At 72.4% G+C, this 25,943-nt stretch carries 26 protein-coding genes and 1 pseudogene; 12 read left to right on the plus strand and 15 right to left on the minus strand.

Annotated features, from left to right (window positions below; genetic code table 11):
* Nucleotides 1-3: 3 nt before the first annotated feature.
* The gene (xseA, locus tag BLV02_RS29320; RefSeq protein WP_069114981.1) at nucleotides 4-1,209 is read right to left on the minus strand and encodes an exodeoxyribonuclease VII large subunit; all 1,206 of its coding nucleotides are present in this window, start codon (nucleotides 1,207-1,209) and stop codon (nucleotides 4-6) included.
* Nucleotides 1,210-1,311: 102 nt separating this feature from the next.
* On the opposite strand from xseA, the gene BLV02_RS29325 reads away from it, so the two are divergent.
* Together BLV02_RS29325 and BLV02_RS29330 are read left to right on the plus strand one after the other, a co-directional pair.
* Entirely contained in the window at nucleotides 1,312-2,229 is a 918-nt protein-coding gene (locus BLV02_RS29325; RefSeq protein WP_069115473.1) for an IS982 family transposase, read from the plus strand.
* A gap of 36 nt (nucleotides 2,230-2,265) precedes the next feature.
* Nucleotides 2,266-3,240, plus strand: coding sequence for a 4-hydroxy-3-methylbut-2-enyl diphosphate reductase (locus BLV02_RS29330; protein WP_069114479.1), 975 nt, complete (start codon nucleotides 2,266-2,268; stop codon nucleotides 3,238-3,240).
* A 6-nt stretch (nucleotides 3,241-3,246) separates the two neighbouring features.
* Here the strand turns inward: BLV02_RS29330 and BLV02_RS29335 are convergent, their stop codons facing one another.
* Nucleotides 3,247-3,696, minus strand: coding sequence for a DUF1707 SHOCT-like domain-containing protein (locus BLV02_RS29335; protein WP_069114478.1), 450 nt, complete (start codon nucleotides 3,694-3,696; stop codon nucleotides 3,247-3,249).
* Between the two features lie 148 nt (nucleotides 3,697-3,844).
* Between BLV02_RS29335 and BLV02_RS35985 the strand changes: the two genes are divergently transcribed.
* Together BLV02_RS35985 and BLV02_RS29345 are read left to right on the plus strand one after the other, a co-directional pair.
* Nucleotides 3,845-4,276, plus strand: a complete 432-nt coding sequence (locus tag BLV02_RS35985; RefSeq protein WP_069114477.1) for a pyridoxamine 5'-phosphate oxidase family protein — start codon at nucleotides 3,845-3,847, stop codon at nucleotides 4,274-4,276.
* A gap of 121 nt (nucleotides 4,277-4,397) precedes the next feature.
* Nucleotides 4,398-4,964, plus strand: coding sequence for a DoxX family membrane protein (locus tag BLV02_RS29345; RefSeq protein ID WP_074946798.1), 567 nt, complete (start codon nucleotides 4,398-4,400; stop codon nucleotides 4,962-4,964).
* Here the strand turns inward: BLV02_RS29345 and BLV02_RS29350 are convergent.
* A complete protein-coding gene (locus BLV02_RS29350) occupies nucleotides 4,957-5,622 on the minus strand; it encodes a phosphatase PAP2 family protein (RefSeq protein ID WP_069114475.1) in 666 nt (221 codons plus the stop codon). The two genes, BLV02_RS29345 and BLV02_RS29350, sit on opposite strands and share 8 nt — an antisense overlap.
* Nucleotides 5,623-6,457: 835 nt before the next feature.
* Here BLV02_RS29350 and BLV02_RS35990 point away from each other — a divergent pair.
* Entirely contained in the window at nucleotides 6,458-9,169 is a 2,712-nt protein-coding gene (locus BLV02_RS35990) for a glycosyl hydrolase family 18 protein (protein ID WP_171906871.1), read from the plus strand.
* Between the two features lie 46 nt (nucleotides 9,170-9,215).
* Here BLV02_RS35990 and BLV02_RS29360 read toward each other — a convergent pair whose 3' ends face one another.
* Together BLV02_RS29360 and BLV02_RS29365 are read right to left on the minus strand one after the other, a co-directional pair.
* A complete protein-coding gene (locus BLV02_RS29360; protein WP_069114473.1) occupies nucleotides 9,216-10,451 on the minus strand; it encodes a hypothetical protein in 1,236 nt (411 codons plus the stop codon).
* A 173-nt stretch (nucleotides 10,452-10,624) separates the two neighbouring features.
* Nucleotides 10,625-12,103 (minus strand): DNA recombination protein RmuC, encoded by a 1,479-nt coding sequence (locus BLV02_RS29365; RefSeq protein WP_069114472.1) that lies wholly within the window; start codon nucleotides 12,101-12,103, stop codon nucleotides 10,625-10,627.
* 130 nt (nucleotides 12,104-12,233) lie between these two features.
* Between BLV02_RS29365 and ychF the strand changes: the two genes are divergently transcribed.
* On the plus strand, nucleotides 12,234-13,307 hold the full coding sequence (gene ychF / locus BLV02_RS29370) for a redox-regulated ATPase YchF (RefSeq protein WP_069114471.1): 1,074 nt from the start codon (nucleotides 12,234-12,236) through the stop codon (nucleotides 13,305-13,307).
* Nucleotides 13,308-13,349: 42 nt separating this feature from the next.
* Here ychF and BLV02_RS29375 read toward each other — a convergent pair whose 3' ends face one another.
* The 5 genes and pseudogenes from BLV02_RS29375 to BLV02_RS29390 all read right to left on the minus strand — a co-directional run bounded on the left by BLV02_RS29375 (nucleotide 13,350) and on the right by BLV02_RS29390 (nucleotide 15,723).
* A complete protein-coding gene (locus tag BLV02_RS29375; RefSeq protein ID WP_069114470.1) occupies nucleotides 13,350-13,736 on the minus strand; it encodes a hypothetical protein in 387 nt (128 codons plus the stop codon).
* A gap of 4 nt (nucleotides 13,737-13,740) precedes the next feature.
* Nucleotides 13,741-14,088, minus strand: coding sequence for an HNH endonuclease (locus tag BLV02_RS29380; protein WP_069114469.1), 348 nt, complete (start codon nucleotides 14,086-14,088; stop codon nucleotides 13,741-13,743).
* Nucleotides 14,089-14,624: 536 nt separating this feature from the next.
* Nucleotides 14,625-14,747, minus strand: a pseudogene (locus BLV02_RS38675) (hypothetical protein); the annotation flags it as partial.
* 31 nt (nucleotides 14,748-14,778) lie between these two features.
* Complete coding sequence (locus BLV02_RS36810; RefSeq protein WP_171906870.1) at nucleotides 14,779-14,937, minus strand: hypothetical protein; 159 nt, start codon at nucleotides 14,935-14,937, stop codon at nucleotides 14,779-14,781.
* Nucleotides 14,938-15,147: 210 nt separating this feature from the next.
* Nucleotides 15,148-15,723: a CGNR zinc finger domain-containing protein gene (locus BLV02_RS29390; RefSeq protein WP_069114467.1), complete on the minus strand. Its 576-nt coding sequence runs from the start codon at nucleotides 15,721-15,723 to the stop codon at nucleotides 15,148-15,150.
* Nucleotides 15,724-15,753: 30 nt separating this feature from the next.
* On the opposite strand from BLV02_RS29390, the gene BLV02_RS29395 reads away from it, so the two are divergent.
* Entirely contained in the window at nucleotides 15,754-16,158 is a 405-nt protein-coding gene (locus tag BLV02_RS29395; RefSeq protein WP_069114466.1) for a RidA family protein, read from the plus strand.
* A gap of 10 nt (nucleotides 16,159-16,168) precedes the next feature.
* On the plus strand, nucleotides 16,169-16,744 hold the full coding sequence (locus BLV02_RS29400) for a DinB family protein (RefSeq protein WP_069114465.1): 576 nt from the start codon (nucleotides 16,169-16,171) through the stop codon (nucleotides 16,742-16,744).
* Here BLV02_RS29400 and BLV02_RS29405 read toward each other — a convergent pair.
* Together BLV02_RS29405 and BLV02_RS29410 are read right to left on the minus strand one after the other, a co-directional pair.
* Nucleotides 16,741-18,486 (minus strand): ABC transporter ATP-binding protein, encoded by a 1,746-nt coding sequence (locus BLV02_RS29405; protein WP_069114464.1) that lies wholly within the window; start codon nucleotides 18,484-18,486, stop codon nucleotides 16,741-16,743. The genes BLV02_RS29400 and BLV02_RS29405 overlap by 4 nt on opposite strands.
* Nucleotides 18,483-20,180, minus strand: a complete 1,698-nt coding sequence (locus tag BLV02_RS29410; RefSeq protein ID WP_069114463.1) for an ABC transporter ATP-binding protein — start codon at nucleotides 20,178-20,180, stop codon at nucleotides 18,483-18,485. Before BLV02_RS29410 ends, BLV02_RS29405 begins: the two co-directional genes overlap by 4 nt.
* A 96-nt stretch (nucleotides 20,181-20,276) precedes the next feature.
* Between BLV02_RS29410 and BLV02_RS29415 the strand changes: the two genes are divergently transcribed.
* Nucleotides 20,277-20,501, plus strand: a complete 225-nt coding sequence (locus tag BLV02_RS29415; RefSeq protein ID WP_216094544.1) for a KTSC domain-containing protein — start codon at nucleotides 20,277-20,279, stop codon at nucleotides 20,499-20,501.
* Between the two features lies 1 nt (nucleotide 20,502).
* On the opposite strand, the gene BLV02_RS29420 is transcribed toward BLV02_RS29415, so the two are convergent.
* Genes BLV02_RS29420 through BLV02_RS29430 form a run of 3 tightly spaced genes read right to left on the minus strand, consistent with a single transcriptional unit; the run spans nucleotide 20,503 to nucleotide 22,824 of the window.
* Nucleotides 20,503-21,027: a P-loop nucleotide/nucleoside kinase family protein gene (locus BLV02_RS29420; protein ID WP_069114462.1), complete on the minus strand. Its 525-nt coding sequence runs from the start codon at nucleotides 21,025-21,027 to the stop codon at nucleotides 20,503-20,505.
* A 35-nt stretch (nucleotides 21,028-21,062) separates the two neighbouring features.
* Nucleotides 21,063-21,965: an AraC family transcriptional regulator gene (locus BLV02_RS29425; RefSeq protein ID WP_069114461.1), complete on the minus strand. Its 903-nt coding sequence runs from the start codon at nucleotides 21,963-21,965 to the stop codon at nucleotides 21,063-21,065.
* Complete coding sequence (locus BLV02_RS29430) at nucleotides 21,955-22,824, minus strand: phytanoyl-CoA dioxygenase family protein (RefSeq protein ID WP_069114460.1); 870 nt, start codon at nucleotides 22,822-22,824, stop codon at nucleotides 21,955-21,957. The genes BLV02_RS29425 and BLV02_RS29430 overlap by 11 nt, the downstream gene beginning before the upstream one ends.
* Nucleotides 22,825-23,024: 200 nt before the next feature.
* On the opposite strand from BLV02_RS29430, the gene BLV02_RS29435 reads away from it, so the two are divergent.
* From BLV02_RS29435 to BLV02_RS29445, 3 genes are read left to right on the plus strand one after another with little or no spacing between them, the layout of a single operon-like run.
* Nucleotides 23,025-24,101, plus strand: coding sequence for a LacI family DNA-binding transcriptional regulator (locus tag BLV02_RS29435; RefSeq protein WP_069114459.1), 1,077 nt, complete (start codon nucleotides 23,025-23,027; stop codon nucleotides 24,099-24,101).
* On the plus strand, nucleotides 24,098-25,027 hold the full coding sequence (locus BLV02_RS29440; protein WP_069114458.1) for an ABC transporter permease: 930 nt from the start codon (nucleotides 24,098-24,100) through the stop codon (nucleotides 25,025-25,027). The genes BLV02_RS29435 and BLV02_RS29440 overlap by 4 nt, the downstream gene beginning before the upstream one ends.
* The gene (locus tag BLV02_RS29445) at nucleotides 25,024-25,902 is read left to right on the plus strand and encodes an ABC transporter permease (protein WP_069114457.1); all 879 of its coding nucleotides are present in this window, start codon (nucleotides 25,024-25,026) and stop codon (nucleotides 25,900-25,902) included. Before BLV02_RS29440 ends, BLV02_RS29445 begins: the two co-directional genes overlap by 4 nt.
* The last annotated feature ends 41 nt before the right edge of the window (nucleotides 25,903-25,943 follow it).

Below are 25,943 nucleotides of genomic sequence, written 5' to 3' on the forward strand. Positions count from 1 at the left end.
AACCTACCGGATCTCGGCGCCGATCTCGCCGCCCGCCACCAGCAGCCGGACGTTGTCGCCGGCGACCACGTCGGCGGGTTGCCGCACGACGGTGCCGTCGTCCTTCTGCACGACGGCGTAGCCGCGCTCCAGCGTGGCGGCCGGCGAGAGCGCCCGGATGCGGGCCCGGGTGTGGTCGACCTCGACGGCGGCGCGGTCCAGCGCGTGCCGCACGGTGCGCCGGGCCCGCTGCACGAGGGCGTCCAGCTCGGACGCGCGCAGTCGCAGGCCGTGGTGCGGGTCGGCCAGCGCGGGCCGCGACCGCAGCGACGTCAGACCGTGCCGCTCGCGGTCGAGCCGGTGCCGGACGGCGGACCGGATGCGCTCGCGCGCCCGCCCGACCCGCTCGGCCTCCTCCGCGACGTCGGGCACGACCCGCTTCGCCGCGTCGGTCGGCGTGGACGCGCGGACGTCGGCGACGAGGTCGAGCAGCGGGGTGTCGGCCTCGTGCCCGATGGCGCTGACGACCGGCGTCGTCGCCGCCGCGACGGCACGCACCAGCGCCTCGTCGGAGAACGGCAGCAGGTCCTCGACCGACCCGCCGCCGCGGGCGATGATGACGACGTCGACCTCGGGGTCGCGGTCGAGCACCCGCAGCGCGTCCATGACCTGGCTGACGGCGTTCAGTCCCTGCACCGCGACGGTCTCGACCCGGAATCGCACCCCCGGCCAGCGCCGCCGCGCGTTCTCGAGCACGTCGTGCTCGGCCTTGGAGTCGCGCCCGCAGATCAGCCCGACGACCCGCGGCAGGAACGGCAGCGGCCGCTTGCGCGCGTCGGCGAACACCCCCTCGGTGGCCAGGATCTTCCGCAGCCGCTCGATGCGCGCCAGCAGGTCGCCCAGCCCGACGGTGCGCAGCTGGTCGGCGGCCAGCGACAGCGTGCCGCGGGTGAAGTACCACGACGGCTTCGCGTGGACGACGACCCGGGCGCCGTCGGCCAGCGGCGCCTCCAGCGTGTCCAGCAGCCCCACCGGGCAGGTGACGGTGACCGACACCTCGGCGTGCGGGTCGCGCAGCGTGAGGAACGCCGTCGACGTGCCCGGGCGGCGGGAGTACTGCGCCACCTGCCCCTCGACCCAGACCGGGCCGAGCCGGGCCACCCACTGGCCGATCAGCTGCGAGATGACGCGGACCGGGGCGGGCTTCTCCGGGGATGTGTCGAGGGCCACGATGGGCACCGTACCCGCTGGCTCCGACTAGATGACCTATTCCAAGTGGTCGCGCGCGTGTCATGAGCCGGTGACGTGGGCGAGGGTGTCCAAGATCAGTTTGTGAGAACAAACCTGGACACCCTCGCGACTGCACTGTACGTGACGGTCGATGACCTGTTGATCGATTCTCCGCACCTGGCGCCGTGGCGGCCCAGGGTCGGGATCGAGCCGAGGATCAGCGACGCGGAGTTGGTGACGCTGGCGGTGATGCAGGCCCTGCTGGGGTTCACCTCTGAGGCTCGCTGGCTGCGCTACGGACGCGCTCACCTGCGGCATCTGTTCCCATACCTGCCCCAGCAGCCCGGCTACAACAAGCGGCTGCGGCGCCTCGGCGCCACGATCGCCCAGCTGGTCGGGGTGCTGGCCCGGGACACGAGCATGTGGACCGATGACGTCTGGGTGGCCGATTCCACCCCGGTCGAGTGTGCCCGATCACGGGAGACGGCGCGGCGCTCGGACCTGGCCGGGTGGGCCGAGTACGGCTACTGCGCCTCGCATTCGAGGTTCTTCTGGGGACTGCGGCTGCACCTGCTGTGCACACTGCACGGCCTGCCGGTCGGGTTCGCCCTGACCGGCGCGAAGGCCGACGAACGCCAGACGCTGCTCGGGATGCTCGATGCCGACCCCGAGCTCACCGGTCCCGGGCGGGCCGGGCAGATCGTGATCGCGGACAAGAACTACTACGGCCGCGAGTTCGAGACCACCCTCACCGACGCCGGCGTGGACCTGCTGCGCCCGGCCCGCAAAGGCGAACCCCAGCGGGCCGGGACCGAGTTCTTCAAACCGTTGCGGCAGGTCATCGAGTCGATCAACGACACCCTCAAGGGCCAGCTCGATCTCGAACAGCATGGCGGACACACCCCGGCCGGAGTGTGGGTCCGCGTCACTCAACGCATCCTGGCCCTCACCGCGGCAATCTGGCACAACGACCACACCGGTCAGGCGACCAAGCGATCCCTCCTGGCCTACGACCACTGACCACCTTGGAATCGGTCATCTAGGCGCGCGCCTACCATGGGACACATGACTGATTCGGGCCGAGTCCTGCTCGCCGCACCCCGGGGCTACTGCGCGGGTGTCGACCGCGCCGTCGTCACCGTCGAGAAGGCGCTCGACCACTACGGCCCGCCGGTCTACGTCCGCAAGCAGATCGTGCACAACAAGCACGTCGTCGAGACGCTCGAAGAGCGCGGCGCCATCTTCGTCGAGGAGCTGTCCGAGGTGCCCGAGGGCGCGCTCGTCGTCTTCTCCGCGCACGGCGTGTCGCCCATGGTGCACGCCGAGGCCACCGACCGCGGCCTGCGCACCATCGACGCCACCTGCCCGCTGGTCACCAAGGTGCACAACGAGGCCCGCCGGTTCGCCAAGGACGACCTCGACATCGTGCTCATCGGCCACGCCGGGCACGAGGAGGTCGAGGGCACCGCCGGTGAGGCGCCCGAGCACATCCAGCTGGTCGAGAGCCCCGACGACGTCGACAAGGTGCAGGTCCGCGACCCGTCCCGGGTCGTCTGGCTGTCGCAGACCACGCTGTCGGTCGACGAGACGTACGAGACCGTCGGCCGGCTGCGCGAGCGGTTCCCGGCACTCATCAGCCCGCCCAGCGACGACATCTGCTACGCGACGCAGAACCGCCAGGTCGCCATCAAGGAGGTCGCGGCCGAGTCCGAGCTGGTGCTGGTCGTCGGCTCGGCCAACTCGTCGAACTCGGTGCGGCTGGTCGAGGTCGCCCTCGACGCCGGCGCCGACGCCGCCTACCGCATCGACAACGCGTCCGAGATCGACGACGCCTGGCTCGAAGGCGTCACCACGGTCGGCCTCACCAGCGGCGCGTCGGTGCCCGAGGACCTCGTCGACGGCGTCGTCACCTACCTCGGCGAGCGCGGCTTCCCCACCGTCGAGGAGCACCGCACCACCGAGGAGTCGCTGATCTTCTCGCTGCCGCGCGAGCTGCGTCGCGACCTCAGATCGTCGGCGACCTCCGACTGACGGCGGTCAGCTCTTCTTGTCCTTGCTGCCGCCGAGGCCGGCGATCAGCAGGATCAGCCCCCAGATGCCGAGCGGCCAGATGGGCCAGAACCGCTGCAGCTCGCCCGAGGCGATGCTGCTGATGCCCCAGATGCCGATCATGATGACGGCGGCGCCGGCCCACCCCTGCCACTCGTCGAGGTACTCGCGCAGTTCGCGCTTCTTCCGTTCGGCGACGGCCTGCTCCTCCTGCTCCTCGGCCTGACGGCGTTCGCGCTGCAGCGGCTGCGGCAGGTCGGCCGTGAGGCGGTCGAGGTCGCCGTAGGTGCGTGACTGCCACACCGCCTGGATGCGGCGCTCGTACTCGTCGTCGTCGAGCCGCCCCTCGCCGAAGGCGTCGCGCAGGTCCTCGGCCACCAGCTCGCGATCGGCGTCGCTCGCCCGCTGTTCCGGCCGCCGCGCGGGCAGGTCGCTCATCCCGGCGTTCTCCTCTCGTGTGTCCGAGCAAGAATACGACCGGAACCGGGCCGGAGCGGTCACCTGGAACGACCACGGCGGACTTCCGGCGCATGTGGCGGGACCTTGGTCCCTGGCCGCCCGGGTCCGGCCTGTGGAATCTGAAGGTGTGGACGCACTTGCCCGTGCCGATTCCCCCGGCCTCGAGAACCTCGGACGGTCGGACTGCTTCGCCCTGCTGCGGTCGGTGCCGATCGGGCGCATCGTGTTCACCGAGGCCGCGCTGCCGGCGATCCAGCCGGTGAACTTCGTGCTGGACGGCGACGACGTGATCATCCGGACGGGCATGGGGTCGAAGCTGGCCGCCGCGACCCGCTCCGCCGTCGTCGCGTTCGAGGCCGACGAGTACGACGAGGACGCGCTGACGGGCTGGTCGGTGGTGCTGGTCGGCCGGGCCGAGGCGGTCGTCGACGAGGCCGAGCGGCGCGAGCTGGCGACGCTCGGGCTGACGCCGTGGGCGCTGGGCGAGCGGCCGCACTACATCCGGATCCGCCCGGAGATCGTCCGGGGCCGCCGGATCCGCCGTCCGGCGGCGCTCTGACCCGGTTCAGGACCAACGTCCCATCGACTGGCGACCTTTGCCAGCGGCGCCCGGCGCCGCGTCGCGATGGACTGGAGTCAGCGCCGGAGAGGCCGGCGAAACTCCAGAAGGAGACGGGACGATGACCACGTCCAGCAGTCACGACGCGCCGATCAGGGCCACGGGGCCCGCGGCCGCCGAGCCCGTCACGACCCCCGACGTTCGTCCGGTCGCGCTCCAGTACGTTCTGGGCCTGCTGCGGTTGGCTCTGGGCTGGACCTTCCTCTGGGCGTTCCTGGACAAGACGTTCGGCCTGGGCTACTCGACTCCGAGCGAGAACGCGTGGATCGACGGCGGCAGCCCCACCAGCGGGTACCTGTCGGGTGTCGAGGGCCCGTTCAAGGACTTCTTCACCAACCTGGCCGGTGACACCTGGGTCGACTGGCTGTTCATGATCGGTCTGCTCGGTATCGGGCTGGCGCTGATCCTCGGTATCGGGATGCGGGTGGCGGCCGTGGCCGGTGTGTTGATGCTCGCCATGATGTACATGGCGTCGCTGCCGCTGGAGACCAACCCGTTCATGGACGAGCACCTCATCGAGGCGCTCGCGATCGTGGTGCTGGCGCTGACCTTCTCGGGCCGCTACCTCGGGCTGGGGCGGCTGTGGGAACGGATCCCGTTCGTCCAGAAGAACCGCTGGCTCATCTGAGCCACTGATCGTTCTGCCCGCGCCGGGTCCCACCGAGGGGCCCGGCGCGGACCCACGTCACGGCGGCCGCCGCCAGCGCCGTCACCCCGACCCCGAGCGCCGCCCCCGCGAGCACGTCGTGCAGGTAATGGACGCCGCCGGCCACCCGCGCGAGCGCGATGGCCGCCGCGACCGGCACCACCAGCGGCCACACCGGCGGCACGACGAGGACGCAGGCGGTCGCGAGCGCCGCGGCGATGGTGGCGTGGTTGCTCGGCCAGGACCAGTCGCCCGGTGACGGACAGCCGAGCACCGTCTCGACCGCCACGGCGCGGCACGGTCGCTCCTCGGCGACCACGACCTTGAGCAGTTCGCTGGCGCCGTAGGCGAGCACCGCACCCACACCGGCCGCGACCGTCAGCGCGAACCGTCCCCACTCCCGGCGCACCGCGACCACCGCGGCGATCGCCAGCGCCGCCGCGACGAGCGCCAGCAGACCCCGCCCGGCGGCCAGCTCGACCACGTCGCGCAGCCAGGGCGGCGCGTCCAGCGCGGTCCCGGCGATGTCGCGGTAAACGGGCTCTCGAACGGGGACGGCGGCGGCGCCGACCGCGCCGAGACCGGCCGTGAGGACGACGGTCCGGCGGCCGGGCCGCGCTTCCAGCTGGGTGTCGATCATCCGGTCAACGCTAGGAACGCGCAGGCCAGGGCACATCTGACCAAGGTCGGCGCCGCCCCTGCGACGTTCGGCGTACTTGGGGCGTGGCGGGGTGGACGATGGTCGTATCCGGCCCCGCGTGCGTGTGGGCGGGTGGGCGCTCGCGGCCGTGGCCACGCCCGCCGCCGCGTTATCGGTCCGCCACCCGCGGCAGATCGCCGCCGCCTCGTCGGTTCGGCACCCGTGCCGGCCGGTTGCCGGCCGCCGCCGGGTCATCGGTCCGCCACCCCGGCCGGTGCCCGGCCGCCGCGTCGTCCGTCGGGCACCCGTGCCGGCCGCCGCGTCGTCCGTGCGGCACCCGCCGCAGCCGCGCTTCGTCCGCCCGGCACCAGCTGCGGCCGTGCGTCCGTCCGGCCCCTGCGCCGGCCGGACGCCGGACGCCGCCGCTTTCGCCCGTCCGGCACTCGCCGCGGCCGCTCGCCGGGCGCCGCGTCGTCTGTCGGGCACCCGCCGCGGCCGCGCGTCCGTCCGGCACCCGCCGCGGCCGCTCGCCGGCCGCCGCGTCGTCCGTCCGCCACCTGCCGCGGTTGTGACGTGGTCCTGACAACTGGTCATAGGCCCCTTGGCAGACCACCACGCTTCTGCTAACTTTCTTTCCAATTCGATTCGAGGCCATTCCGGCGCAATGTTCCGATGGCTGGGAATCGGCCGATCCGCGTCGGCCGATCACCAGTCGCGTCGGCGAGTCATACCCCTAGTCAATGGTGCGCGACGGCCTGCGTGCGCCCTCGTGGAGGTGACCGCGTCACCGCGATCGGATCCCCGCACGGACGAGCCTCTCGCAAGGAGTCAGCCCATGAAGACACGATGGCGTACCGCGGTGGCGTACGGCGCCGCCGCAGGCCTGCTGGTCACGAGCGTCGCGGCGGCGTTTGCCGGCCAGCCGTCGCGACCGGACGGCGATCCGGCGGCGGCGTCGGAGCCGGCGCAGACGCGCGGCGCCGCCGCGGCCGAGAACGGTTACCGCAACGTCGGCTACTTCACCCAGTGGGGGATCTACGGCCGCGACTTCCTGGTCCAGGATCTCGACCTCACCGGCGCGGCGTCCGACCTCACCCATCTCAACTACGCGTTCGCCAACATCCACCCGGACACGCTGACCTGTTTCGAGGCCAATCGTCCGAACGGGCCCAAGGACTCGCCGGCCGAGGGCGACTACGCCGGCGACGCGTGGGCCGACTACGGCCGCGGGTTCGCCGCCGGCGACTCCGTCGACGGGGTCGGCGACACCTGGGACCAGCCGCTGGCCGGGAATTTCAACCAGATCAAGGAACTCAAGGCGAAGTACCCGCACCTGAAGGCGCTGGTCTCGATCGGCGGCTGGACGTGGTCACGGCACTTCTCCCGGGCCGCCGCCACACCGGAGAGCCGCGAGCGGTTCGTGTCGTCGTGCGTCGACCGGTTCCTGCGCGGCGACCTGCCCGTGATCGACGGACGGGGCGGCCCGGGCGCCGCGGCGGGCGTGTTCGACGGGTTCGACATCGACTGGGAGTGGCCCGGCGTGCCGGAGGACCTCCAGCACCCCGGCAACCACTGGTCGCCGAACGACAAGGAGAACTTCACCGCGCTGCTGGCCGAGTTCCGCCGTCAGCTCGACGCACTGGGCGCCGAGACCGGTGCGGCGTACGAGCTGAGCGCGTTCCTGCCGGCGAACCCCGTCCTCGTCGACGCCGGCTGGGACGTCACGCAGATCTTCGACTCCCTCGACTTCGGCAACGTGCAGGGCTACGACCTGCACGGCACCTGGCGGCCGGACCTCGCCGGGCACCAGGCCAACACCTACGACGACCCGGCGAACCCGCTGGCCGACGGGCAGCGCTTCAGCGTCGACGCGGCGATGAGCTACTACGTCGACCGGGGCGTGCCACCGTCGCAGCTCACCGTCGGCATCCCGCTCTACGGCCGGGGCTGGACCGGGGTCGCGGACGGCGGGACGCACGGGGCGTGGCAGCCGGCCACCGGCGCCGCGCCGGGCGAGTTCCCCGAGGAGCCGGGGACCGACCGCTACCGCAACCTGCGCGGCGGCCAGATCTTCCACGACGAGCAGGTGCTGGCCTCGTGGTCGTACGACGGCACCGAGTTCTGGTCGTTCGACGACCCGTGGCTGGTGGACAAGAAGGCCGACTACATCACCGCCGGCGGCTTCGGCGGCGCGATGTGGTGGGACCTCGCCGGCGACTACCAGAACGAGCTGGTCGGGCTGATGGGCTCGCGGCTGGCGACCGGCGGGCCGGGCGACCCGGGTGGCGGCGACGTGTCCGGCGGCGACGTGTCCGGTGGTGACGTCTCGGGCGGCGATGTGTCGGGCGGCGAGGGCGGCGGGCCGGAGGGCTGCACGGAGCCGGCCTGGGACCGGGCGACGGTGTACGTCGGCGGCGACCGGGTCTCGTACGACGGTCACCACTGGACCGCCCGGCACTGGACCCAGGGCGACACCCCGGCCCCGAGCGAATGGGGTCCCTGGCGCGACGACGGCGCCTGCTCCGGCGGGACGGACACCGGTGCCGACACCGGTACCGACGTCGGCGCGGTCGCCGGTACGGAGACCGGCACCGAGACGGGCGGCGACGCCGGCTCGGAGACCGGCACCGAGGACGGCGGCGATCCCGGCGGCCCGGGCGATCCCGGCCACCGCTGGCTGACCGGCTACTGGCACAACTTCGACAACGGCTCCACCGTGCTGCGCGTCTCGCAGGTGCCGGCCGCGTACAACCTGCTGGCCATCGCGTTCGCCGACAACCTGGCGGGCACGCCGGGCGGCATCACGTTCAACCTCGACACCGGCGGGCTCGGCGGCTACACCGTCGACCAGTTCAAGGCCGACGTCGCCGCCCGGCAGGCCGCCGGCGGCTCCGTCGTCATCTCGGTCGGCGGCCAGAACGGCCACGTCAACGTCACCAACGCGACCGAGGCGGCCAACTTCGCCCAGACCACCTGGGCGCTGATGCAGGAGTACGGCTTCGACGGCGTCGACATCGACCTGGAGCACGGGATCAACGCGACGTACATGGAGCAGGCGCTGCGGCAACTGCGGTCGCTGGCCGGCGCGGACCTGATCGTCACCATGGCGCCGCAGACGATCGACTTCCAGGCGCCGACGTACGAGTACTACAAGCTGGCGCTGGCGATCCGCGACATCCTCACCATCGTCAACATGCAGTACTACAACTCCGGCACGATGATGGGCTGCAACCAGCAGGTCTACGCCCAGGGCACGGTCGACTTCCTGACCTCGCTCGCCTGCATCCAGCTCCAGGCCGGACTCGCGCCGCACCAGGTCGGGCTCGGCCTGCCGGCGACGTCACAGGCGGCGGGCGGCGGCCACCAGTCGCCGTCGAACGTCACGGCCGCCCTCGACTGCCTGGCGACGGCGACGCGCTGCGGCAGCTTCGTCCCGGCCGATCCGTGGGGTCCGATCGGCGGGGCGATGACCTGGTCGGTCAACTGGGACGCGACGAACGGCTACCAGTTCGCCAACACGCTGGGCGCCTATCTCGGGACCGGCTGACCTCCAGGACCAGGCGACGGGTGAGTGCCACGGCCCCACCGGGCGCTCACCCGCCGCCGTCCGGTCCGTCGCCGTCGACCGGTCCGCCGCCTGGTCCCTCGTCGCGGCCATGCGGGCTCAGCCGCGTGCGGGCGCGGTCGAGCGAGAAGATGCTCGACGCGGTCATGGTGCCGGTCGTCATCAGCGCGGTCAGCTCGGGCCCGTCGAACGGCACGAACTCGATGCGCGGCCCGCCGGCCGTCGCCGATTCCCAACTGCCGCGCGCGGTCAGGCCGAGCTCGTGGGCGTACTCGGGCGAGGTGAAGTGGGCGAGGACGGCCAGCACGATGCTGCCGTCGCTGATGTCGATGGCGGCGCCTGTGCAGCGCAACCACAGCCGGCCCGCGTCGAGCTCGGTGACCAGGCGTCGGCCGTGCTCGCTGCGGAAGATCCAGTCGGGGTGCGCGGCCCCGGGCTGGTCGGCGGCGCGCGTGAGCTCGTCCTCGTCGAAGAACTCTTCCAGGATCTCCTTCAGCACGTTGTACGTGACCAGCCCGAACCGGCTGCGTGAACTGCCGAGCACGTTCGGTTCCAGCCCGAACACCGGGGCGACGGCGTACATGCCGCGTGCGGTGACCACGCGGTCGGAGCGCCGCTGCAGCGCGACCTCGCGGCGACCGTCGCCGGTCTCGAAGACGCAGGTCGCCGTCGCGGAGATGACGACGGGGCGCAGCGTGCCGGCGACAGCTTCGTCGAATCCGCGGAAGGTGCCGAGCAGCAGTGGCTTGGCGCCGTCGGGCGCGTCGGACTCGTGCAGGATGCGGTCGCCGAGGTCGACGTAGGCGAAGTAGTTGCACACACCCACCGCGAGCCCGTCGTCGGTGACCGGTTCGCCGAGCGCATAGAGCAGCGAGCCGTCCCAGAGCGTGACGCCGCCGCGCTGCTGGCGTTCGATGACGGTGCGCCGGTACGGGAACTCGACCCGTTCGGGCTGCAGCAGCCGCAGCGGCGCGTCGGATTCGGGCGCGATGTCGCCGACGAACCGGTCGCCGTGGTCGACCAGCAGCGGCAGAAGCACCGGGACGCGAGTCGTGGTGGTGCGGACGAGCTGGTCGGCGAGGTCATTGGCGCGGAAGATCTCGAGCAGATGCGCCGTGTGCCGCACCGGGTCGGCCGACCGTTCCAGCCGCTGGCGCGATCGTCCCGCTCGCCGTGCCGACACCCGCGACTTGAGGAACGAGTAGCCTTCGTCGCCGGCGATGCCGAGGACCACGCCGACCAGGATCAGCGCCAGCTCACCCATGCCCGCCCCTCTGTCGGCTGCCAGTCGCCGGCCCTGCCCGGCGCATCGGCTTCGCCCGGAGCGCCGGCCTCGCTCGTCACGCCCGCCGCGCCTGCCTCGCCGGGAGTGCGTGCTTCGCCCGGAGCGCCCGCCTCGCTCGTCACGCCTGTCCCGCCCGCCGTGCTCTGCCGCCGTCAGCCGTCGGTGCCGCTGCGCCGCCGCGAGCGCGACCCCTTCCCGGTGGCCGGGCCGAGACCGAACCGGGGATCGACCTGGATGTCTTCGAGGGCGATGAGCGCGTCGTCGACCATCTCGGGCGCCTGCAGCTGGCGCGCCGCCCGCTCGACCTGCGGCGGCGCCTCCAGCTCCTCGTCGACGACCTTGAGGTCGGCCATCTTGCGGGCGCTGACCAGGACCCGGCTCTCCAGCGAGCTGACGCCATCGTTGTAGGCCTTGACCGCGCCGTCGAGCTGACGGCCGAGCCGGGCGAGGTGACCGCCCATGGTCGCCAGCCGGGAGTGCAGCTCGCGGCCGAGGGTCAGCACGTCCTGCGCGTTCTGCGCCAGCGCCTCCTGCCGCCAGGTGTAGCCGACCGTGCGCAGCAGCGCGACCAGCGTGGACGGCGTCGCGATGACGACGTTGCGCTCGAAGGCGTGCTCGAACAGCGTGGGGTCCTGCTCCATGGCGGCGTTGAGGAACACGTCGGACGGCACGAACATGACCACGAACTCGGGCGTGGGGGTGAACTGCTCCCAGTACTGCTTGCCGGCCAGCGAGTCGATGTGGGTCTTCAGGTGCCGCGCGTGCGCCGCCAGCCGCTTGTCGCGCGTCGCCTCGTCGCGGGCCTCCTGTGCTTCGAGGTAGCCGTTGAACGCCACCTTCGCATCGACGACGACCTTCTTGCCGCCGGCGAGGTTGACCAGGAGGTCGGGGCGCAGCTTGCCGTCGGAGGTGTCGGCGGTGGCCTGCTCGGCGAAGTCGACGTGCTCGACCATGCCGGCCGCCTCGACCACCCGGCGCAGCTGCAGCTCGCCCCACCGGCCGCGCACCTGCGGCGCGCGCAACGCCGTGACCAGCTGCTGGGTCTCGAGTCGCAGCTGGTCGGAGCTCTTGCCCATGGTCTCGAGCTGGGTGCGCAGCTCGCCGTAGGCCGTGGCGCGCGCCTTCTCGAGCTCGTTCGCGTGGTCGGTGACCTTGTTCAGCTGGTCGTTCAGCGGCCTCACCATGGCCTCGACGGCCAGCCGGCGGTGCTCGAGCTCGGTCTTGACCCGCTCTTCCGAGCCCTTGAACTGCTCCGTCGCCAGTTCCAGGAAGTCGGCGCGGTTCTGCCGCAGCGCGTCGGTGGACAGCCGCTGGAACTCCTGCGTCAGCCGCTCCTGCTCGGCCCGGAGCATGGCCAGCTTCTCTTCGCCGCTGCTGCGCGCGTGCGCCAGCTCGGTCTCCAGCCGGGTCTGCTCGGCCTGGGCGTCGAGCATGCGCTCGCGGTCGACCTCACGCTCGGCCTGCAGGTCGGCCTTCTCGCGCCGGACGGAGTCGAGCTCGGCCCGCGCGGCGTCGCGCTCGGCGGCCACCGTGGCGGCGGCGCCGGCCGTGCGGACGCGGACGAGCAGCGCGCCCACGACGCCGCCCAGGAGGAGGGCGACGAGGGCGACGAGGACGCTGGAGACGTTCATGGGGGCTACTTTGCCGGGGACCTCCGACAAAGTCGGGGAGGCGCGGCGGGAACCGGTCCGGAACAGGGCTTTCGTCGCACTTCAAGATCCGCTTCGTCGCCGGCCGCCGGGCCACGTACCCTTTGCACCTGTGAGTCTCACCATCGGCATCGTCGGCCTGCCCAACGTCGGCAAGTCCACGCTGTTCAACGCCCTGACGAAGAACGACGTGCTGGCCGCGAACTACCCGTTCGCCACCATCGAGCCCAACGTCGGCGTCGTCGGCGTGCCCGATCCGCGGCTGGCGAAGCTGGCCGAGATCTTCGGCTCCGCCCGCCAGCTCCCCGCCACTGTCAGCTTCGTCGACATCGCGGGCATCGTGAAGGGCGCCTCCGAGGGGCAGGGCCTGGGCAACAAGTTCCTCGCCAACATCCGCGAGGCCGACGCGATCTGCCAGGTCATCCGCGTCTTCAACGACCCCGACGTCGTCCACGTCGACGGCCGGGTCGAGCCGAAGGCCGACATCGAGACGATCAACACCGAGCTGATCCTCGCCGACCTTCAGACCATTGAGAACGCCCTGCCGCGCCTGGTCAAGGAGGCGCGCATGGCCAAGGACAAGCAGGAGAACGTCGCCGCCGTCGAGCGGGCCAAGGCCGTCCTCGACGGCGGGCAGACCGTCTTCGCAGCCGGCCTCGACCTCGAGCCGCTGCGCGAGCTGCACCTGCTCACCGCCAAGCCGTTCCTCTACGTCTTCAACATGGACGACGAGGAGCTGTCCGACGACGCCCTCAAGGCCGAGCTGCGCGCGCTGGTCGCGCCCGCCGAGGCGATCTTCCTCGACGCCCAGATCGAGGCCGAGCTGTCCGAGCTGGACGACGCCGAGGCGCTGGAGCTGCTGCAGTCGATGGGCCAGGACGAGTCCGGCCTCGACATGCTCGCCCGCGTCGGGTTCGACACCCTCGGGCTGCAGACCTACCTCACCGCCGGCCCCAAGGAAGCGCGCGCCTGGACCATCGCGAAGGGCGCCACCGCTCCCGAAGCGGCCGGCGTCATCCACACCGACTTCCAGAAGGGCTTCATCAAGGCCGAGGTCGTCTCCTTCGACGACCTGGTCGCGACCGGCTCGATGACGGAGGCGCGCTCGAAGGGCCTGGTCCGCATGGAGGGCAAGGACTACGTCATGGCCGACGGCGACGTCGTCGAGTTCCGCTTCAACGTGTGAGCTTTCGCCTCGACGGCGGACGGGGCGAGCCGACCTGTGGCTTCATTCGTCCGCGTCGAGGTCGGGAAGGGGCGCGTATTGGCGTGCCCTGCCGTCACGGATCATCCAGACCCGGAACGCACCCTGTTCTTGATCTTGGACGAAGAGTTGAGCGAGCGCCGGAGCGCGCCAGTCGATGGTTCCGAATCGTTGGACGACGACGGGGATGTCGGCATGGTTGAGCACACCGGCCCAGAGCAGTGTTTCGGGAAACTTCCAGCCGCCCCATGCGCCCGGGCTGTTGTGCAGGGCCCGGAGAGAACCGACGCCTTGGACGTCGGGCTGACCTCGCCGTGGGGCCTTGGTCTGCAGCCAACGGTCGAAGTCGTGCACGAGCGCTCGGTCCTCGGCCGTATCGACCGACAGCAGTACGTTGGTCACCCAGCTCATGCCGTCATCGTCCAGCAGACTCGGACCTTCGGCCTGGGCGTACATTGGCGAGGGGTACGGCGTTCGCGGCCGCCCGGGCGATCTCGACCTGACGGACGAGGAAGGCCTGCTCGTCCAGCTTCTTGCGGCGCATCCAGGTGGTGACCTCGACGTTGCATTTGCTCGCGTTGCAGGAGCGGCAGGCGGGCACGACGTTCGTCAGGGTGTAGCGGCCGCCGCGGGAAATGGGCAGCATGCAGTCCTTCTGCAGCTTCGGCTGCGGCTCCGGAGCGCCGCAATAGGCGCACCCGCCCCAGGCGGCGACGAGGGCCGACCACTGGTCTTCGGTGAGATCGTGCTCGACCTTGCCCATGCGGCGCTTCCGGCGACGCGCGTAGGTCGCGGCTCGGCTGCGGGACGGCACGTTCCGAGCGTACGGCCGGGGAGCGCCCGATCCGGGTATTGAGCGGCCATGACCATCCAGGATTCGGGTCGTGATAGCAGCCCAGATCTTGGATGATTATGGTGACCCATAGCGTGATCGCGGAGCCAGGCCACGTGGTGTTCGGTCGTGGCCTTCAGCTCGGGCGGGCAGAGATCGATCATCCGAGCCAGCGCGGCGTCGAGCCCTGGCTCGGGACCGCCTTCGGTGAGCAGGATCGCCTCGGCTCGCGCGAAGAAGAAGTCGTCGCCGGACCGCGCCTTCAGATAGCCGAGGTCGCCAGAGCGCACCTGCGCCAGCATCGCGTCACGGTTCGGGAGTCGTTCCAGGATCGGCCAGCCATCGGCCGTCAGCTGGTGCAGTATGTCCGAAGCCGCAGCGCTCGTCGTCGCAGGCTCGTCGATCCGCCACCACGGCGACGGTACGAGCGCGACGCCGATCACGCAGCGGAGCTCTTCACTCGAACTCCACATCGAGGAGCTGACGGTCACGACCGCGCAGTCGCCGAACTCGTTGGTGTGCCGCCAGGTCGCGCCGGATCCCTTGTAGCCGTGCTCTCTGGCCGCTGGCCCGACGACGCCGCGCAGCACCTCGCGGAGCGCGAGCTGGGCGGACAAGGAGTCACGCGTCCTCGACGTCGAGGTCGGGGGGTGGGAGGAGGCCGATAACCTTCAGCAGCTGGCCGACCGTCTCCTCGACGAAGATGTCCTCGGGCTCGTCGCCGTCGGGGGAGGCGAGGAGGGGGAGGATCTCGTCGGACGTGGCGAGCAGGCCGGTCACGTCCGCGGCCCAGGCGATCAGCGCGTCGGTCTAGACCGCGAGGTCGACGGGCTTGTTGGCCGAGTCGTCCTCGAAGTAGTGGCGGGCTCGTAGCCGGGACCATTCACGTGAAATGACCGCGACGCAGCACCGGTGTGGGACTGCGTCGCGGCCTACCGGCATCAAAGGTGGTGGAAGCACCTCCACCGGCACGGCCCAGCATACCCAACCTCAGGCGGTGGTGGCGCGCTGACGGTGGCCGCGGACCTTCGCGAGGTTGCCGCAGCGCTGCATCGAGCACCACCGCCGCTTCCCGGGCCGGGACGTGTCGACGAGCAGGAGTCCGCACGTCTCGGACGCACAGACGCGGATGCGCTCGGCGAGCGGCCCGGCGAACAGGTCGACGGCGTCGCGGGCGATCGACGAAAGTGCGGCGGCGGTCGTCGGCGCCACCCATCCGGCGCCGGCGCCGACGACGCCGAGTGCGGGCACCAGCGGGGGCGCGGCCGCCGCGGCGTTGATCGTTGCGATGTCGGAGGCCCGGGCGGAGCTGCCGGCGGCCAGCGACCGGGCGGTGTCCGTGATGGCGGTGCGCAGCGGCCGCATCGCCTCCAGGTCCATGGGCCCGGCGGTCAGCCCGTCGACGCCGAGGATGACGCCGAGCCAGTGGGCGAGGTCGGCGGGGGTGTGGACGATCTCCCACCGCGCCGACTCGCCCTCGCCGCCGGTGTGGCTGAGGTCGAGCGACACCCGGCCGGTGAGGAACCGCACGCGGACTGAGAGGGGGAGATCCTCGCGGCGTTGCATGAAACCACTATAACCGGTTACGTTGACGCCATGACGCTCATCACGCACATCAACCCCGAGTCCATGCACGCCAACCCCGCGTTCAGCTGGGCCGTGCGCGTCGCCGCGGGCGCCGACCTGGTCTTCATCGGCGGCCAGAACGGCGTCGACGCCAGCGGGCAGGTCGTCGGGCCGGACATCGCGAGTCAGACCCGGCAGGCCCTCACCAACCTGCTGACGGTGCTCGACGCGGCGGGCGCGCAGCCGGAGGACGTCGTGAAGTGGACGATCCTCATCAAGGAGGGCGCGTCGCTGCAGGAGGGCTTCGCCGCGTTCGGCGAGGTCTGGGGGCAGCGCGCGAACCCGCCGGCCATCACCGGGGCGTTCGTCGCCGGGCTGGCCGTGCCCGGCGCGCTGGTCGAGATCGAGGCCGTCGCGGCGGTGCCCGCGGGGTAGCGTCGCCACCATGCCGGATGAGAAGGACACCCTCAAGCGCTACCTCCAGGCCCAGCGCGGCGCCCTGCTGTGGAAGCTCGACGGGCTCAGTGAGCGCGACGCCCGCTGGCCGATGACGCCGACGGGGACCAACCTGCTCGGGCTGGTCAAGCACGTCGCGAGCATGGAGGTCGGCTACTTCGGCTACGTCTTCGGCCGGCCGGCGCCCGAGCCGACGCCGTGGCTCGACGACGACGCCGAGCCGAACGCCGACCTCTGGGCGACGCCCGAGCAGACGATCGAGTGGGTGACGGACTTCTACCAGCGCACGATCGCGCACTCCGACGCCACCATCGACGCGCTCGCGCTGGACGACACCGGTACGGTGCCGTGGTGGCCCGCGGACCGGAACACCGTCACGCTGCACTGGATCCTCGTGCACGTGATCGCCGAGACCGCCCGGCACGCCGGCCACGCCGACATTCTCCGCGAGACCATCGACGGCGAGGTCGGCCTGCGCAAGGACGTCAGCAACCTGCCCGACCAGGACGCCCAGGTCTGGGCAGACTACGTGGCGAAGCTCAGGCGCGTCGCCGAGGAGTTCTAGCCCGCCCCGCCGTGCCACGACCGCCAGAGCGACGCGTACGCGCCGCCCGCGGCCACGAGCTCGTCGTGCGGGCCGAGCTCGACGATGCGCCCGGCCTCCATGACGGCGATCCGGTCGGCGTCGTGGGCGGTGTGCAGGCGGTGCGCGATCGCGACCACCGTCCGGCCGGCCAGCACGGCGGCCAGCGACCGCTCCAGGTGCCGGGCCGCGCTGGGGTCGAGCAGCGACGTCGCCTCGTCGAGGATCAGGGTGTGCGGGTCGGCCAGCACGAGCCGGGCCAGCGCGAGTTGCTGCGCCTGCGCCGGTGACAGCTCGGCTCCGCCGGAGCCCACGGCCGCGGACAGCCCCAGCGACGACGCCCACGCCCAGGCGTCGACGGCCCGCAGCGCGGCTTCCACGGCGGCGTCGGGCGCCGACGGCCGTCCCAGGACGACGTTGTCGCGCACCGAGCCGCGGAAGACGTGGTGCTCCTGGGTGACGAGCGCGACCTCGGTGCGCAGCCGGTCCAGCGGCAGGGCGGAGACGGGGACGCCGCCGACGGTGATGGCGCCGGTCCGCGGGGCGTGGACGCCGGCCAGCAGCTTGCCCAGCGTCGACTTGCCGGCGCCGGACGGCCCGACGACGGCGAGCCGCTCACCGGGCGGGATGGTGAGCGAGACGTCGTGCAGGACGTCGTGGCCGGGCCGGTAGGCATGGCTCACCCCGCGGACCTCGAACCCCTTTGATTCGACGGTATCGGTGCGAGGCGCTGCCCGCTCACCCTCGAAGGGGACCGGATCGCGCCGCACTCCCCGCAACCGTGCCATCGCCGCCCCGCCGATCTGCAGTTCGTTCAGCCAGAACAGCAGCGTGTCGACGGGCGCCAGCAGTTGCTGCGTGTACAGGGTCGCGGCCGTCACCGCGGCCAGCGTCACCATCCCGTCGAGGTACAGCAGCCCGCCGATCACCAGCGTCGCGAACACCGGCAGCACGAACGCGACGTCGATCGTCGGCAGGTACACCGTGCGCAGCCGCAGCGTCGCCCGCTCCGCCGCGTACGACGTCGCGATGTCGTCGTCCATGCGCGCGGACCGCCGTCCGCCGAGCCGCAGCGCCTCGACCGTCCGCGCGCCGTCGACCGTCTCAGCAAGGCCCTCCGCCAGCCGCGAGTACGACGCGTTCTCGCGCAGGTAGGCGTCGCGGGCCCGGCGCAGGTACCAGCGCGACGCCGCCCAGAGCACCGGCACCCCGACCAGCGCCGGCAGCGCCAGCACCGGCCCGAGCAGCACCAGCCCGCCGAGCGTCAGCACGATGGTGACCGAGCTGATCAGCGTGTCCGGGATCGCGTAGCGCACGGCACGGGCGAGCAGGTCGACGTCGCGGGTGGTGCGGGTAACGAGGTCGCCGGTGCCGGCCTCCTCGACGGTGCCGAGCGGCAGCGCCAGCACGTCGCCGACGAACTCCTCCCGCAGCTGCGCCAGCACCTTCTCGCCCAGTCGCGCCGACACGAACATCGCCACCGCGGTCAGCCCGGCCTGCAACGTGACGAACAGGCATATCAGCAGCGTGATCCGGGTGACGTCGTCGACTCCGGCGGTGACGTCCTGGACCAGCCCGCCGAGCAGCCACGGCCCGGCCAGCCCGGAGGCCGCGCCCAGCGCGTGCAGCGCGGCGGCGCCGGCGACCCAGCGGCGTTCCCGCAGCGCCAGGCGGCGGGCGTGCCGGCGCACGTCGCGCGCCGACGCGACGGGGAGTCCGCTCATGCCGCACCCTCCTCGCGGGCGACCAGCGCCCGGTACCGCGGCTCGGCCAGCAGCGACGCGTGCGTGCCGGTCGCGACGACGGCGCCGTCGTCGACCAGCACCACGTGGTCGGCGTGGTCGAGCAGGATCGGGCTGGTCGCGAACACGACGGTGGTCCGGCCGGCCCGCGCGGCGGCCAGCCGGGCGGCGATTCGGGCCTCGGTGTGCGCGTCGACGGCGCTGGTCGGCTCGACCAGCACGAGCACGTCCGGGTCGGCCAGCACGGCGCGGGCCAGCCGCAGCCGCTGCAGCTGGCCGCCGGAGAACTCCTTGCCGCCCGCCGCCACGACGGTGTCCAGCCCGCCGGGCAGCGCCTCGAGGACGTCGGCGGCCGACGCGACCTCCACCGCGGCCAGCACCCGCGCGTCGTCGTCGGCCCCGTCGACCGCCAACTCCGCCCGCAACGAGCCCGCGAACAGCCGCGCCTCGTTGCCGGACACCAGGATCCGCCGCCGCACCTCCGCGACCTCCACGCGGCCCAGCGGCACCCCGCCGTACGTCGCCTCGGACGCCGTGTACCGGCCCAGCCGGTCGGCCAGCACCGCCGCGTGGCCCGGCGCCGCGCACACGACCGCCGTGAACCGTCCGCCCGCGGCGACCAGCCCGGACGCCGGGTCCACCAGGTCCCCGCCCGCCGGCGCCGCCGAGCCGCCGGCCTCGATCTCCGGCCGCAGCGCCAGCAGCGTCACCACCCGCCGCGCCGCCACGTACGCCTTCATGAACGCGCTCGCCCCGATGCTCAGCCGCCGCACCGGCGTCGCCAGGAACACCGCGTAGCCGTAGAACGCGACCAGCTGGCCGCCGGTGAGGTCGCCGGCCAGCACCTGCCGGGCGCCGAGGAACACGATCAGCGCGACCAGCAGGCCGGGCAGCAGCATGCGGGCCGCCTCCAGGGCGGCCTCGGCGCGGGCGAGGTGCACGCCGGCCCGCCGGACCCGCTGCGACTCCGCGTCGTAGCGCCGTCCGAACAGCTCCTCGCCGCCGATGCCGCGCAGCACCCGCAGCCCGCCGACGATGTCGACGGCCTGCGCGGTGAGCTCCGCCTGCAGCGAGCGCAGCCGGGCCTGGCGGTCGTGCAGCGGGCGCAGCAGCAGCGCGACCGCCCACACCATGAGCGGCACGCCGGCCAGCACGACCAGCCCGAGCCGCCACGACGTCGCCAGCATGATGGCCGCGACCACGACGATGGAGGCGGCCGAGCCGATGGTCCGCGAGCTGAAGTCCAGCGCCCGCCCGATCTGCGTGACGTCGGCGACGCCCACGCTGAGCACCTCGCCCGCCGACGTCTTCCGCGGCAGCGTCGCGCCGAGCCGTGCCGCGTGCCGCGTCACCAGCTGCAACGTCCGGTACCGGGCGCCGAGCGCGTTGGTCAGCGCGCACCGGTCCTGCAGGATGCCGGTGGCCGCCTGGAGCACGCCGAGCGCCAGCACCACGCCAGCCCACAGCAGCAGGTCGCCGCGGTCGCGTCCGGTCAGCCCGTCGTCGATGGCCCGCCCGACGGCGTACGGCATCAGCGCCTGCGCGGTCGGCCAGACGATGCCGTAGAACGCGCCGAGCAGGACGACGCCGAGCTGGGCGCGGGCCAGCCAGAGCAGATAGCGGCCGGGGGTGAGGCGGCTCGGTTCGCCGGGATCGGGATCGGGAAAGCGCCGCACGAGACATCGGACCCTAGCGGCCGCCGCGCACGGCGGCAACGCGATTTCCGGCCCGCCCCCTTGACCGCTCGCTCACCGGCGTCGACCATCGACGCGATGGGCAGGATCAGACGCTGGCCGGTGTCGTCGTCCGCGGTGCGCTCCGTCGGCTACGACCCGCAGACGTGGACGCTCGAGGTCGAGTTCGACTCCGGCGCCATCTACCGCTACCTCGACGTCGAACCCCTGGACGTCGAGGCGATGTTCGCGGCCGACAGCCTGGGCGCGTACCTCAACGAGGAGATCAAGCCGCACTACGAGGCCGTGCAGGTCGAGCAGTAGCTCACGCCTGGCCGAGCGTCCGCTGCACCAGCCGCGCGACTTCCTCGACGTCGACGCGACCCGTGGTGTCCACCCGGACGGTAGGTCCCACGCCGAGCGGCTCGGCCCGCGCCGCCCACTCGTCCCAGGCGTGTTCCAGCCGCTGCTGGTCGTCGTGCACCGGATGGCGGCGCCGGGCCGCGTAGCGCCGCCGCGCGATGTCGGGCGGTACGTCACACCAGACCTCGACCATCGCGTTCGCGGCGCATCGGCCCAGACCGGTCCGGACGTAGCCGAGGTCGCGCGGCCGGAACCACCAGGACTCGACGACGACCAGGCCGGGCAGCGCGGCCGCGATACTCCACGCGGCCTCCATGGCGACCGGCCCCAGGGCCGAAGCCGGGGCAGCGCCGACGACGTCGGCCAGGGCCTCCTTGATGGCGTCCTTCGACAGCAGGGGAGCGGTCAGTGCGGGAGCGAGCTGCGTGGCCAGCGTGGTCTTGCCCGCGCCGGGCAGCCCGTTCACCAGGACGAGGTAGTCGGCCACCGGGGCATGGTCGCAGACCGGAGCCGGCCGGTGCGTCAGGGCGACGGGGTGAGGGGTTCCAGGGCCGCGAGGCCGGACGCGACCAGCGGGGACGGGGGAGCGGACTGCGGCGGCGTGGCCCGGAAGGCGCTCGGCGCGAGGCCGTAGACGGCGCGGAAGCGGCGGGAGAAGTGGTAGGCGTCGGCGAAGCCGCACTGGACCGCGATGGCCTGCAGCGACAGGTTGCTCATCCACAGCAGCGGCTCGGCCCGGGCCAGTCGCAGCCGCTCCAGCGCGGCCACCGGCCCGAGCCCGAACCGGCGCTGGAACGCCCGGCACAGCGTCGACACCGACACCCCGGCGGCGGCCGCCAGCCGGTCCAGGCCGACCGGCCGGGCGACGCCGTCGGACCAGGCGGAGCGGACGGCGGACATGGCGGCCACGATCGGCGACGGCAGCCCGCCGGAGGCGTCGTCCGCGGCCGCCGGCAGCGGCGCGAGGAACGTCAGCACCAGCAGCCGCAGCGTCTCGGCGGCCTGTTCGCGCCAGCCCGGCGGGCAGCCGGCGCCCAGCCAGAGCAGGTACTGGCACAGCGCGCCCATCGGGTCCGGCCGGCCGCCGAGGTCGCGCACGATCGGCCACGACGCGCCAAGGCTGGCCGTCCCGGCCAGCGTGAAGTGCACGTACGCGTGCCGCGTCGGCCGCCGCGGGTCCCACCGGAACGTGTCGCGCATGCCCGGCCGCACCAGCAGCAGCGTCCCCGGCGTGAGCGGCACCGTGAGGTCGTCCCAGTGCCAGGTCGCGCTGCCGGACAGCAGCCAGACGAACTCGTAGGTGCGGGCGTCGCGCGGGCCGAACGTGGAGCCTGGCGGGTAGTCGGCGACGGCGGGCCCGAGGCGGGGGACCAGCCCCACCTCGAACCCGCCGGCGAGCGCGGCGTGGGCGGCGTCAGCGGTCACAGCCACCGTCGCGGTCGGGCCGGATCCGCGGCTGGCGCAGCTGCTCGATCCCCTTGTAGGCGTACGGGTCGCGCCCGGCGACGAGGACGACGTCGCGGAAGTCGGCCTGCGCCATGTTCTGGCCCTCGTGCGGCAGCGCCCACGGCAGCAGCGACTCGGCGCTCATGTAGTGGTTGGCCAGCGCGCGCCGGTAGCCGTGCCGCCCGCTGTTCGGCAGCGACTTGTGCAGCAGGTAGCCGTTGAACAGCAGCACCGACCCGGCGGTCAGCTCGACCGGCACGGCGTCGTCGTCGGTCCAGGGGAAGTCGAAGGACTCGACGGTGCAGTCGTAGCGCGGGTCGTCGTGCTCGCGGTTGGGGTAGATGACGCCGTCGCGGTGCGAGCCGGGCAGCACCCAGAGGCAGCCGTTCTCGACGGTGGCGTCGTCGAGCGCGATCCACGCGGCGGTGAGCGAGCGGTCGCGGGTCGGGATGAACATCTCGTCCTGGTGCCAGGCCTGGCCCGGCTTCCCCTCGGCCTTGACGAACAACATCGACTGCATCGCCTTGACGTTCGGGCCGACGATCCGGGTCAGCGCCTCGACGACGGCGGGATGGCGCATCGTGTCGAGCATCAGCGACGACAGCTTGTGCGGGTAGTGGACGCAGAGGAACCGGCGGATCACCTCGTCGTCGGACTCGTCCGGCGACGACGCGACGGCGCCGTCGATGGCGCCGAGCTCGCCGCGGCAGATCCGGGCGGTCTCGGCGAGCAGCGCGGCCACTTCGGCGCTGTTCAGGGCGTCTTTCAGGACGACGAACCCGTCCTCGGCGTAGCTGTTCTCCAGCGTGGTCGACGGGGTGTCCGGTGCGATGGTCATGGCTCTCTCCACGGGCGACGAGGCGGGCGGTCGAGCCCAGCGTGCCGTCGCGCACGTCGTCGAGGCCATGGCTCCACCGCGCTGCCTGATGGCGAATCCTGTCACAGCGAGCCGGCAGTCGCCACGTCTTGACGGTTCCGGAAAAGTGCGCGTAGTGTCATCGACACATTTCCTAATACGTATGAAGTGGAGATCCGAACGTGCCACCCCAGGGGCGACGACGCCGGCCGACGCAGGTCGACATCGCGCGCCGCGCCGGCGTCTCGCAGGCCACCGTCTCGCTGGTCATCAGCGGCGGTGCGGCCAGCGACCAGATCGCCGAGACGACGCGGCAGGCCGTGCTCGCCGCCGCCGCCGAGCTGGGCTACTCGGCCAACGTGGCGGCGCGCAGCCTCAAGGGCGGGCGCAACCACCTGCTCGGGCTGTACACGTTCGAGCCGGTGTTCCCCACCGACCAGCGCGACTTCTACTACCCGTTCCTGCTCGGCGTCGAGGAGGAGACCGCGGCCCAGGGCTACGACCTGCTGCTGTTCAGCTCGGTCAGCTCGGGAGCCGACCGGTCCATCTACGCCGGCGGCGCGAACCGGCTCAAGCTCGCCGACGGTTGCGTCCTGCTCGGCCGCAACGTCCGTCGCGAAGAGCTGAACGCGCTGGTCCAGGAGGACTTCCCGTTCGTCTTCATCGGCCGCCGCGAGGTCGACGAAGGCGAGGTCAGCTACGTCGGGGCCGACTACGTCGCCGCCACCAGTGCGATGGTCGCCGAACTGCACCGGCAGGGCCACGAGCGCATCCTCTACCTGCGCGCCATCGAGGACACCGAGCCCACCCGCGACCGCGAGCGGGGCTACCGCGAGGGCCTGGCCGCCGCCGGCCTCGAGGTGGACGAGCGGCTGATCCAGGGCCTGGCCGACCCCGCCGACCTGTCCGCCGAGCACGTCCTGCACTGGATCGGCAGCTACGGCGTCACCGCCATCCTGGTCGAGCCGACCGAGGACAACCGGCTGATCGACGCGCTGACGGCGATGACCGACAGCGAGCGGGTGCGCTTCCCTGAGGACTGCTCGATCGCCCTGCTCGGTGAGCCGCCGTCGTGGACGCCGGAGCTGCGCGACTGGACCCGGTTCTCGCTGCCGCGCGCCGACATGGGCCGCGCCGCCGTGGGCATGCTGGTCGGCCTGCTCGGTGACGCGCAGCCGGCGGCGCGGCAGGTCACCATCCCGTGCACGTTCGTCCCCGGCGACTCCATCGGCCCCGCGCCACGGGACGGCGCGGCATGATCAAGATCGTCCTCCGCCGCCTGCTCATCGGCCTCTTCGTGATGTGGGGCGCCGCCTCGCTGATCTTCGTCATCGTCCGCGTCGCGCCGGGCGACCCCGCCACCGTCATGCTCGGACCGGACGCCGACCCCGAGCAGATCGCCCGGCTGCACGAGACGCTCGGCCTGGACCGGCCGATGTTCGCGCAGTACCTGAGCTTCCTCGGCGACGCGGCCCGGCTCGACTTCGGCGACTCGCACCGGCTCGGCCGGCCGGCGATGGAGGCGGTGTTCGACCGGCTCCCGGCCACGATCGAGCTGACCCTCGCGGCCACGGCGATCGCCGTCGTCGTCGGCCTGACGCTGGGCCTGGTGGCCGGCGGCCGGCCGGGCGGCGTGGTCGACCGCGTCGTGTCGGCGGCGACCATCGCGCTGCAGTCGTTCCCGACGTTCTGGGTCGGCATCATGCTGATCCTGGTGTTCGCGCTCGGGCTGCGGCTGCTGCCCAGCGCCGGTGTCGGCACGCCACAGCACATGGTGCTGCCGGCGATCACGCTGGCGCTGCCGTTCACGGCCATCGTCGCCCGGCTGACCCGCAGCTCCGTCGCCGAGTCGATGCGCGAGCCGTACGTGCAGACCGCCCGGTCCAAGGGGCTGACGGAGCCGCAGGTGCTGCTCGGGCACGCCCTGCGCAACTCGCTGATCCCGGTCGTGACGGTGGTCGGCCTGCAGATGGGCGCACTGATGGGCGGCGCCGTCATCGTCGAGAACGTGTTCGCCTGGCCCGGACTCGGGTCGCTGGTCGTCGACGCCGTCGCCAACCGCGACTACGCCGTCGTCCAGGCCGTGACGCTGCTGATCGCGGGCATCGTCATGGTGCTCAACCTGGTCGCGGACCTGCTGTACACCCAGCTCGATCCGCGCATCCGCATGGAGGGGGCGTCGTGACCGCCGCCGTCACCCTGGACACCTCGATCGCCACCACCCGGCGCCGCCGCGGCGGCTGGCTGGGCAAGATCCCGTACGTCGTCATCGGGCTGTACGTGCTGGTCGGGCTCGTGGGGCCGCTGCTCCTGGACTACGACCCCGTCCACACGCCGCTGGAGGACCGGCTGCTGTCGCCGGGCTCGACGACGGCCGACGGCGGCACGGCGTGGCTCGGCACCGACGATCTCGGCCGCGACGTGCTGGCCCAGATCGTCTACGGCGCCCGCACGTCGGTGCTCATCGGTGTCGCGACGGTGGGCATCGCGAGCGTCGTCGGGCTGCTGCTCGGCGCCGTCGCCGGGTACGCCCGCGGCTGGCTGGACGCCGTCCTGGCCCGCATCTTCGACGTGCTGCTGGCGTTCCCCGCCATCCTGCTCGCCATCGTCATCGCCGGGGCGTTCCAGCGCAGCGTCCTGCTGGTGGTGGTCGCGCTGTCGGCCACCGCGTGGATCTCGTTCGCCCGGGTCACCCGCAGCGTGGCCCTGTCGCTGCGGGAGCGGGCCTGGGTCGACGCGGCCCGCGTGCTCGGCGTGCCGCAGCGCGCCATCCTGTGGCGGCACATCCTCCCGTTCACCGCCGGGCCGATCGTCGCGCTGGCGACGCTGGAGTTCGCGCTGGTGGTGCTGGCCGAGGCGGGTCTGAGCTTCCTCGGCATCGGGCTGCCCGCGTCGACGGTGTCGTGGGGGCAGACCATCGCGAACGGCAAGGCCTATCTCGAGACGGCGTGGTGGATCTCCACCCTCCCCGGCATCGCGCTGTCGCTGTTGATCATCAACGTCGGGATCCTCGGCGACCAGCTGACCGCCCGGTACGGGCGCGGCCGCCGCGACGCCTAGCTCCCAGAGCCGACCGCGAGGTCCCAAGCGGCGGCGAGTCC

Source organism: Jiangella alba, assembly GCF_900106035.1.
GTDB lineage: Bacteria > Actinomycetota > Actinomycetes > Jiangellales > Jiangellaceae > Jiangella > Jiangella alba.

What these genes read in the sequence shown, in the direction of transcription:
- BLV02_RS29330 (WP_069114479.1), top strand. Translation starts at nt 2,266, where the DNA reads ATGGGACACATGACTGATTCGGGCCGAGTCCTGCTCGCCGCACCCCGG.
- BLV02_RS29335 (WP_069114478.1), bottom strand. Translation starts at nt 3,696, where the DNA reads ATGAGCGACCTGCCCGCGCGGCGGCCGGAACAGCGGGCGAGCGACGCC.
- BLV02_RS29345 (WP_074946798.1), top strand. Translation starts at nt 4,398, where the DNA reads ATGACCACGTCCAGCAGTCACGACGCGCCGATCAGGGCCACGGGGCCC.
- BLV02_RS29350 (WP_069114475.1), bottom strand. Translation starts at nt 5,622, where the DNA reads ATGATCGACACCCAGCTGGAAGCGCGGCCCGGCCGCCGGACCGTCGTC.
- BLV02_RS35990 (WP_171906871.1), top strand. Translation starts at nt 6,458, where the DNA reads ATGAAGACACGATGGCGTACCGCGGTGGCGTACGGCGCCGCCGCAGGC.
- BLV02_RS29360 (WP_069114473.1), bottom strand. Translation starts at nt 10,451, where the DNA reads ATGGGTGAGCTGGCGCTGATCCTGGTCGGCGTGGTCCTCGGCATCGCC.
- BLV02_RS29365 (WP_069114472.1), bottom strand. Translation starts at nt 12,103, where the DNA reads ATGAACGTCTCCAGCGTCCTCGTCGCCCTCGTCGCCCTCCTCCTGGGC.
- BLV02_RS29375 (WP_069114470.1), bottom strand. Translation starts at nt 13,736, where the DNA reads ATGAGCTGGGTGACCAACGTACTGCTGTCGGTCGATACGGCCGAGGAC.
- BLV02_RS29380 (WP_069114469.1), bottom strand. Translation starts at nt 14,088, where the DNA reads ATGGGCAAGGTCGAGCACGATCTCACCGAAGACCAGTGGTCGGCCCTC.
- BLV02_RS29390 (WP_069114467.1), bottom strand. Translation starts at nt 15,723, where the DNA reads ATGCAACGCCGCGAGGATCTCCCCCTCTCAGTCCGCGTGCGGTTCCTC.
- BLV02_RS29395 (WP_069114466.1), top strand. Translation starts at nt 15,754, where the DNA reads ATGACGCTCATCACGCACATCAACCCCGAGTCCATGCACGCCAACCCC.
- BLV02_RS29400 (WP_069114465.1), top strand. Translation starts at nt 16,169, where the DNA reads ATGCCGGATGAGAAGGACACCCTCAAGCGCTACCTCCAGGCCCAGCGC.
- BLV02_RS29405 (WP_069114464.1), bottom strand. Translation starts at nt 18,486, where the DNA reads ATGAGCGGACTCCCCGTCGCGTCGGCGCGCGACGTGCGCCGGCACGCC.
- BLV02_RS29415 (WP_216094544.1), top strand. Translation starts at nt 20,277, where the DNA reads ATGGGCAGGATCAGACGCTGGCCGGTGTCGTCGTCCGCGGTGCGCTCC.
- BLV02_RS29430 (WP_069114460.1), bottom strand. Translation starts at nt 22,824, where the DNA reads ATGACCATCGCACCGGACACCCCGTCGACCACGCTGGAGAACAGCTAC.
- BLV02_RS29440 (WP_069114458.1), top strand. Translation starts at nt 24,098, where the DNA reads ATGATCAAGATCGTCCTCCGCCGCCTGCTCATCGGCCTCTTCGTGATG.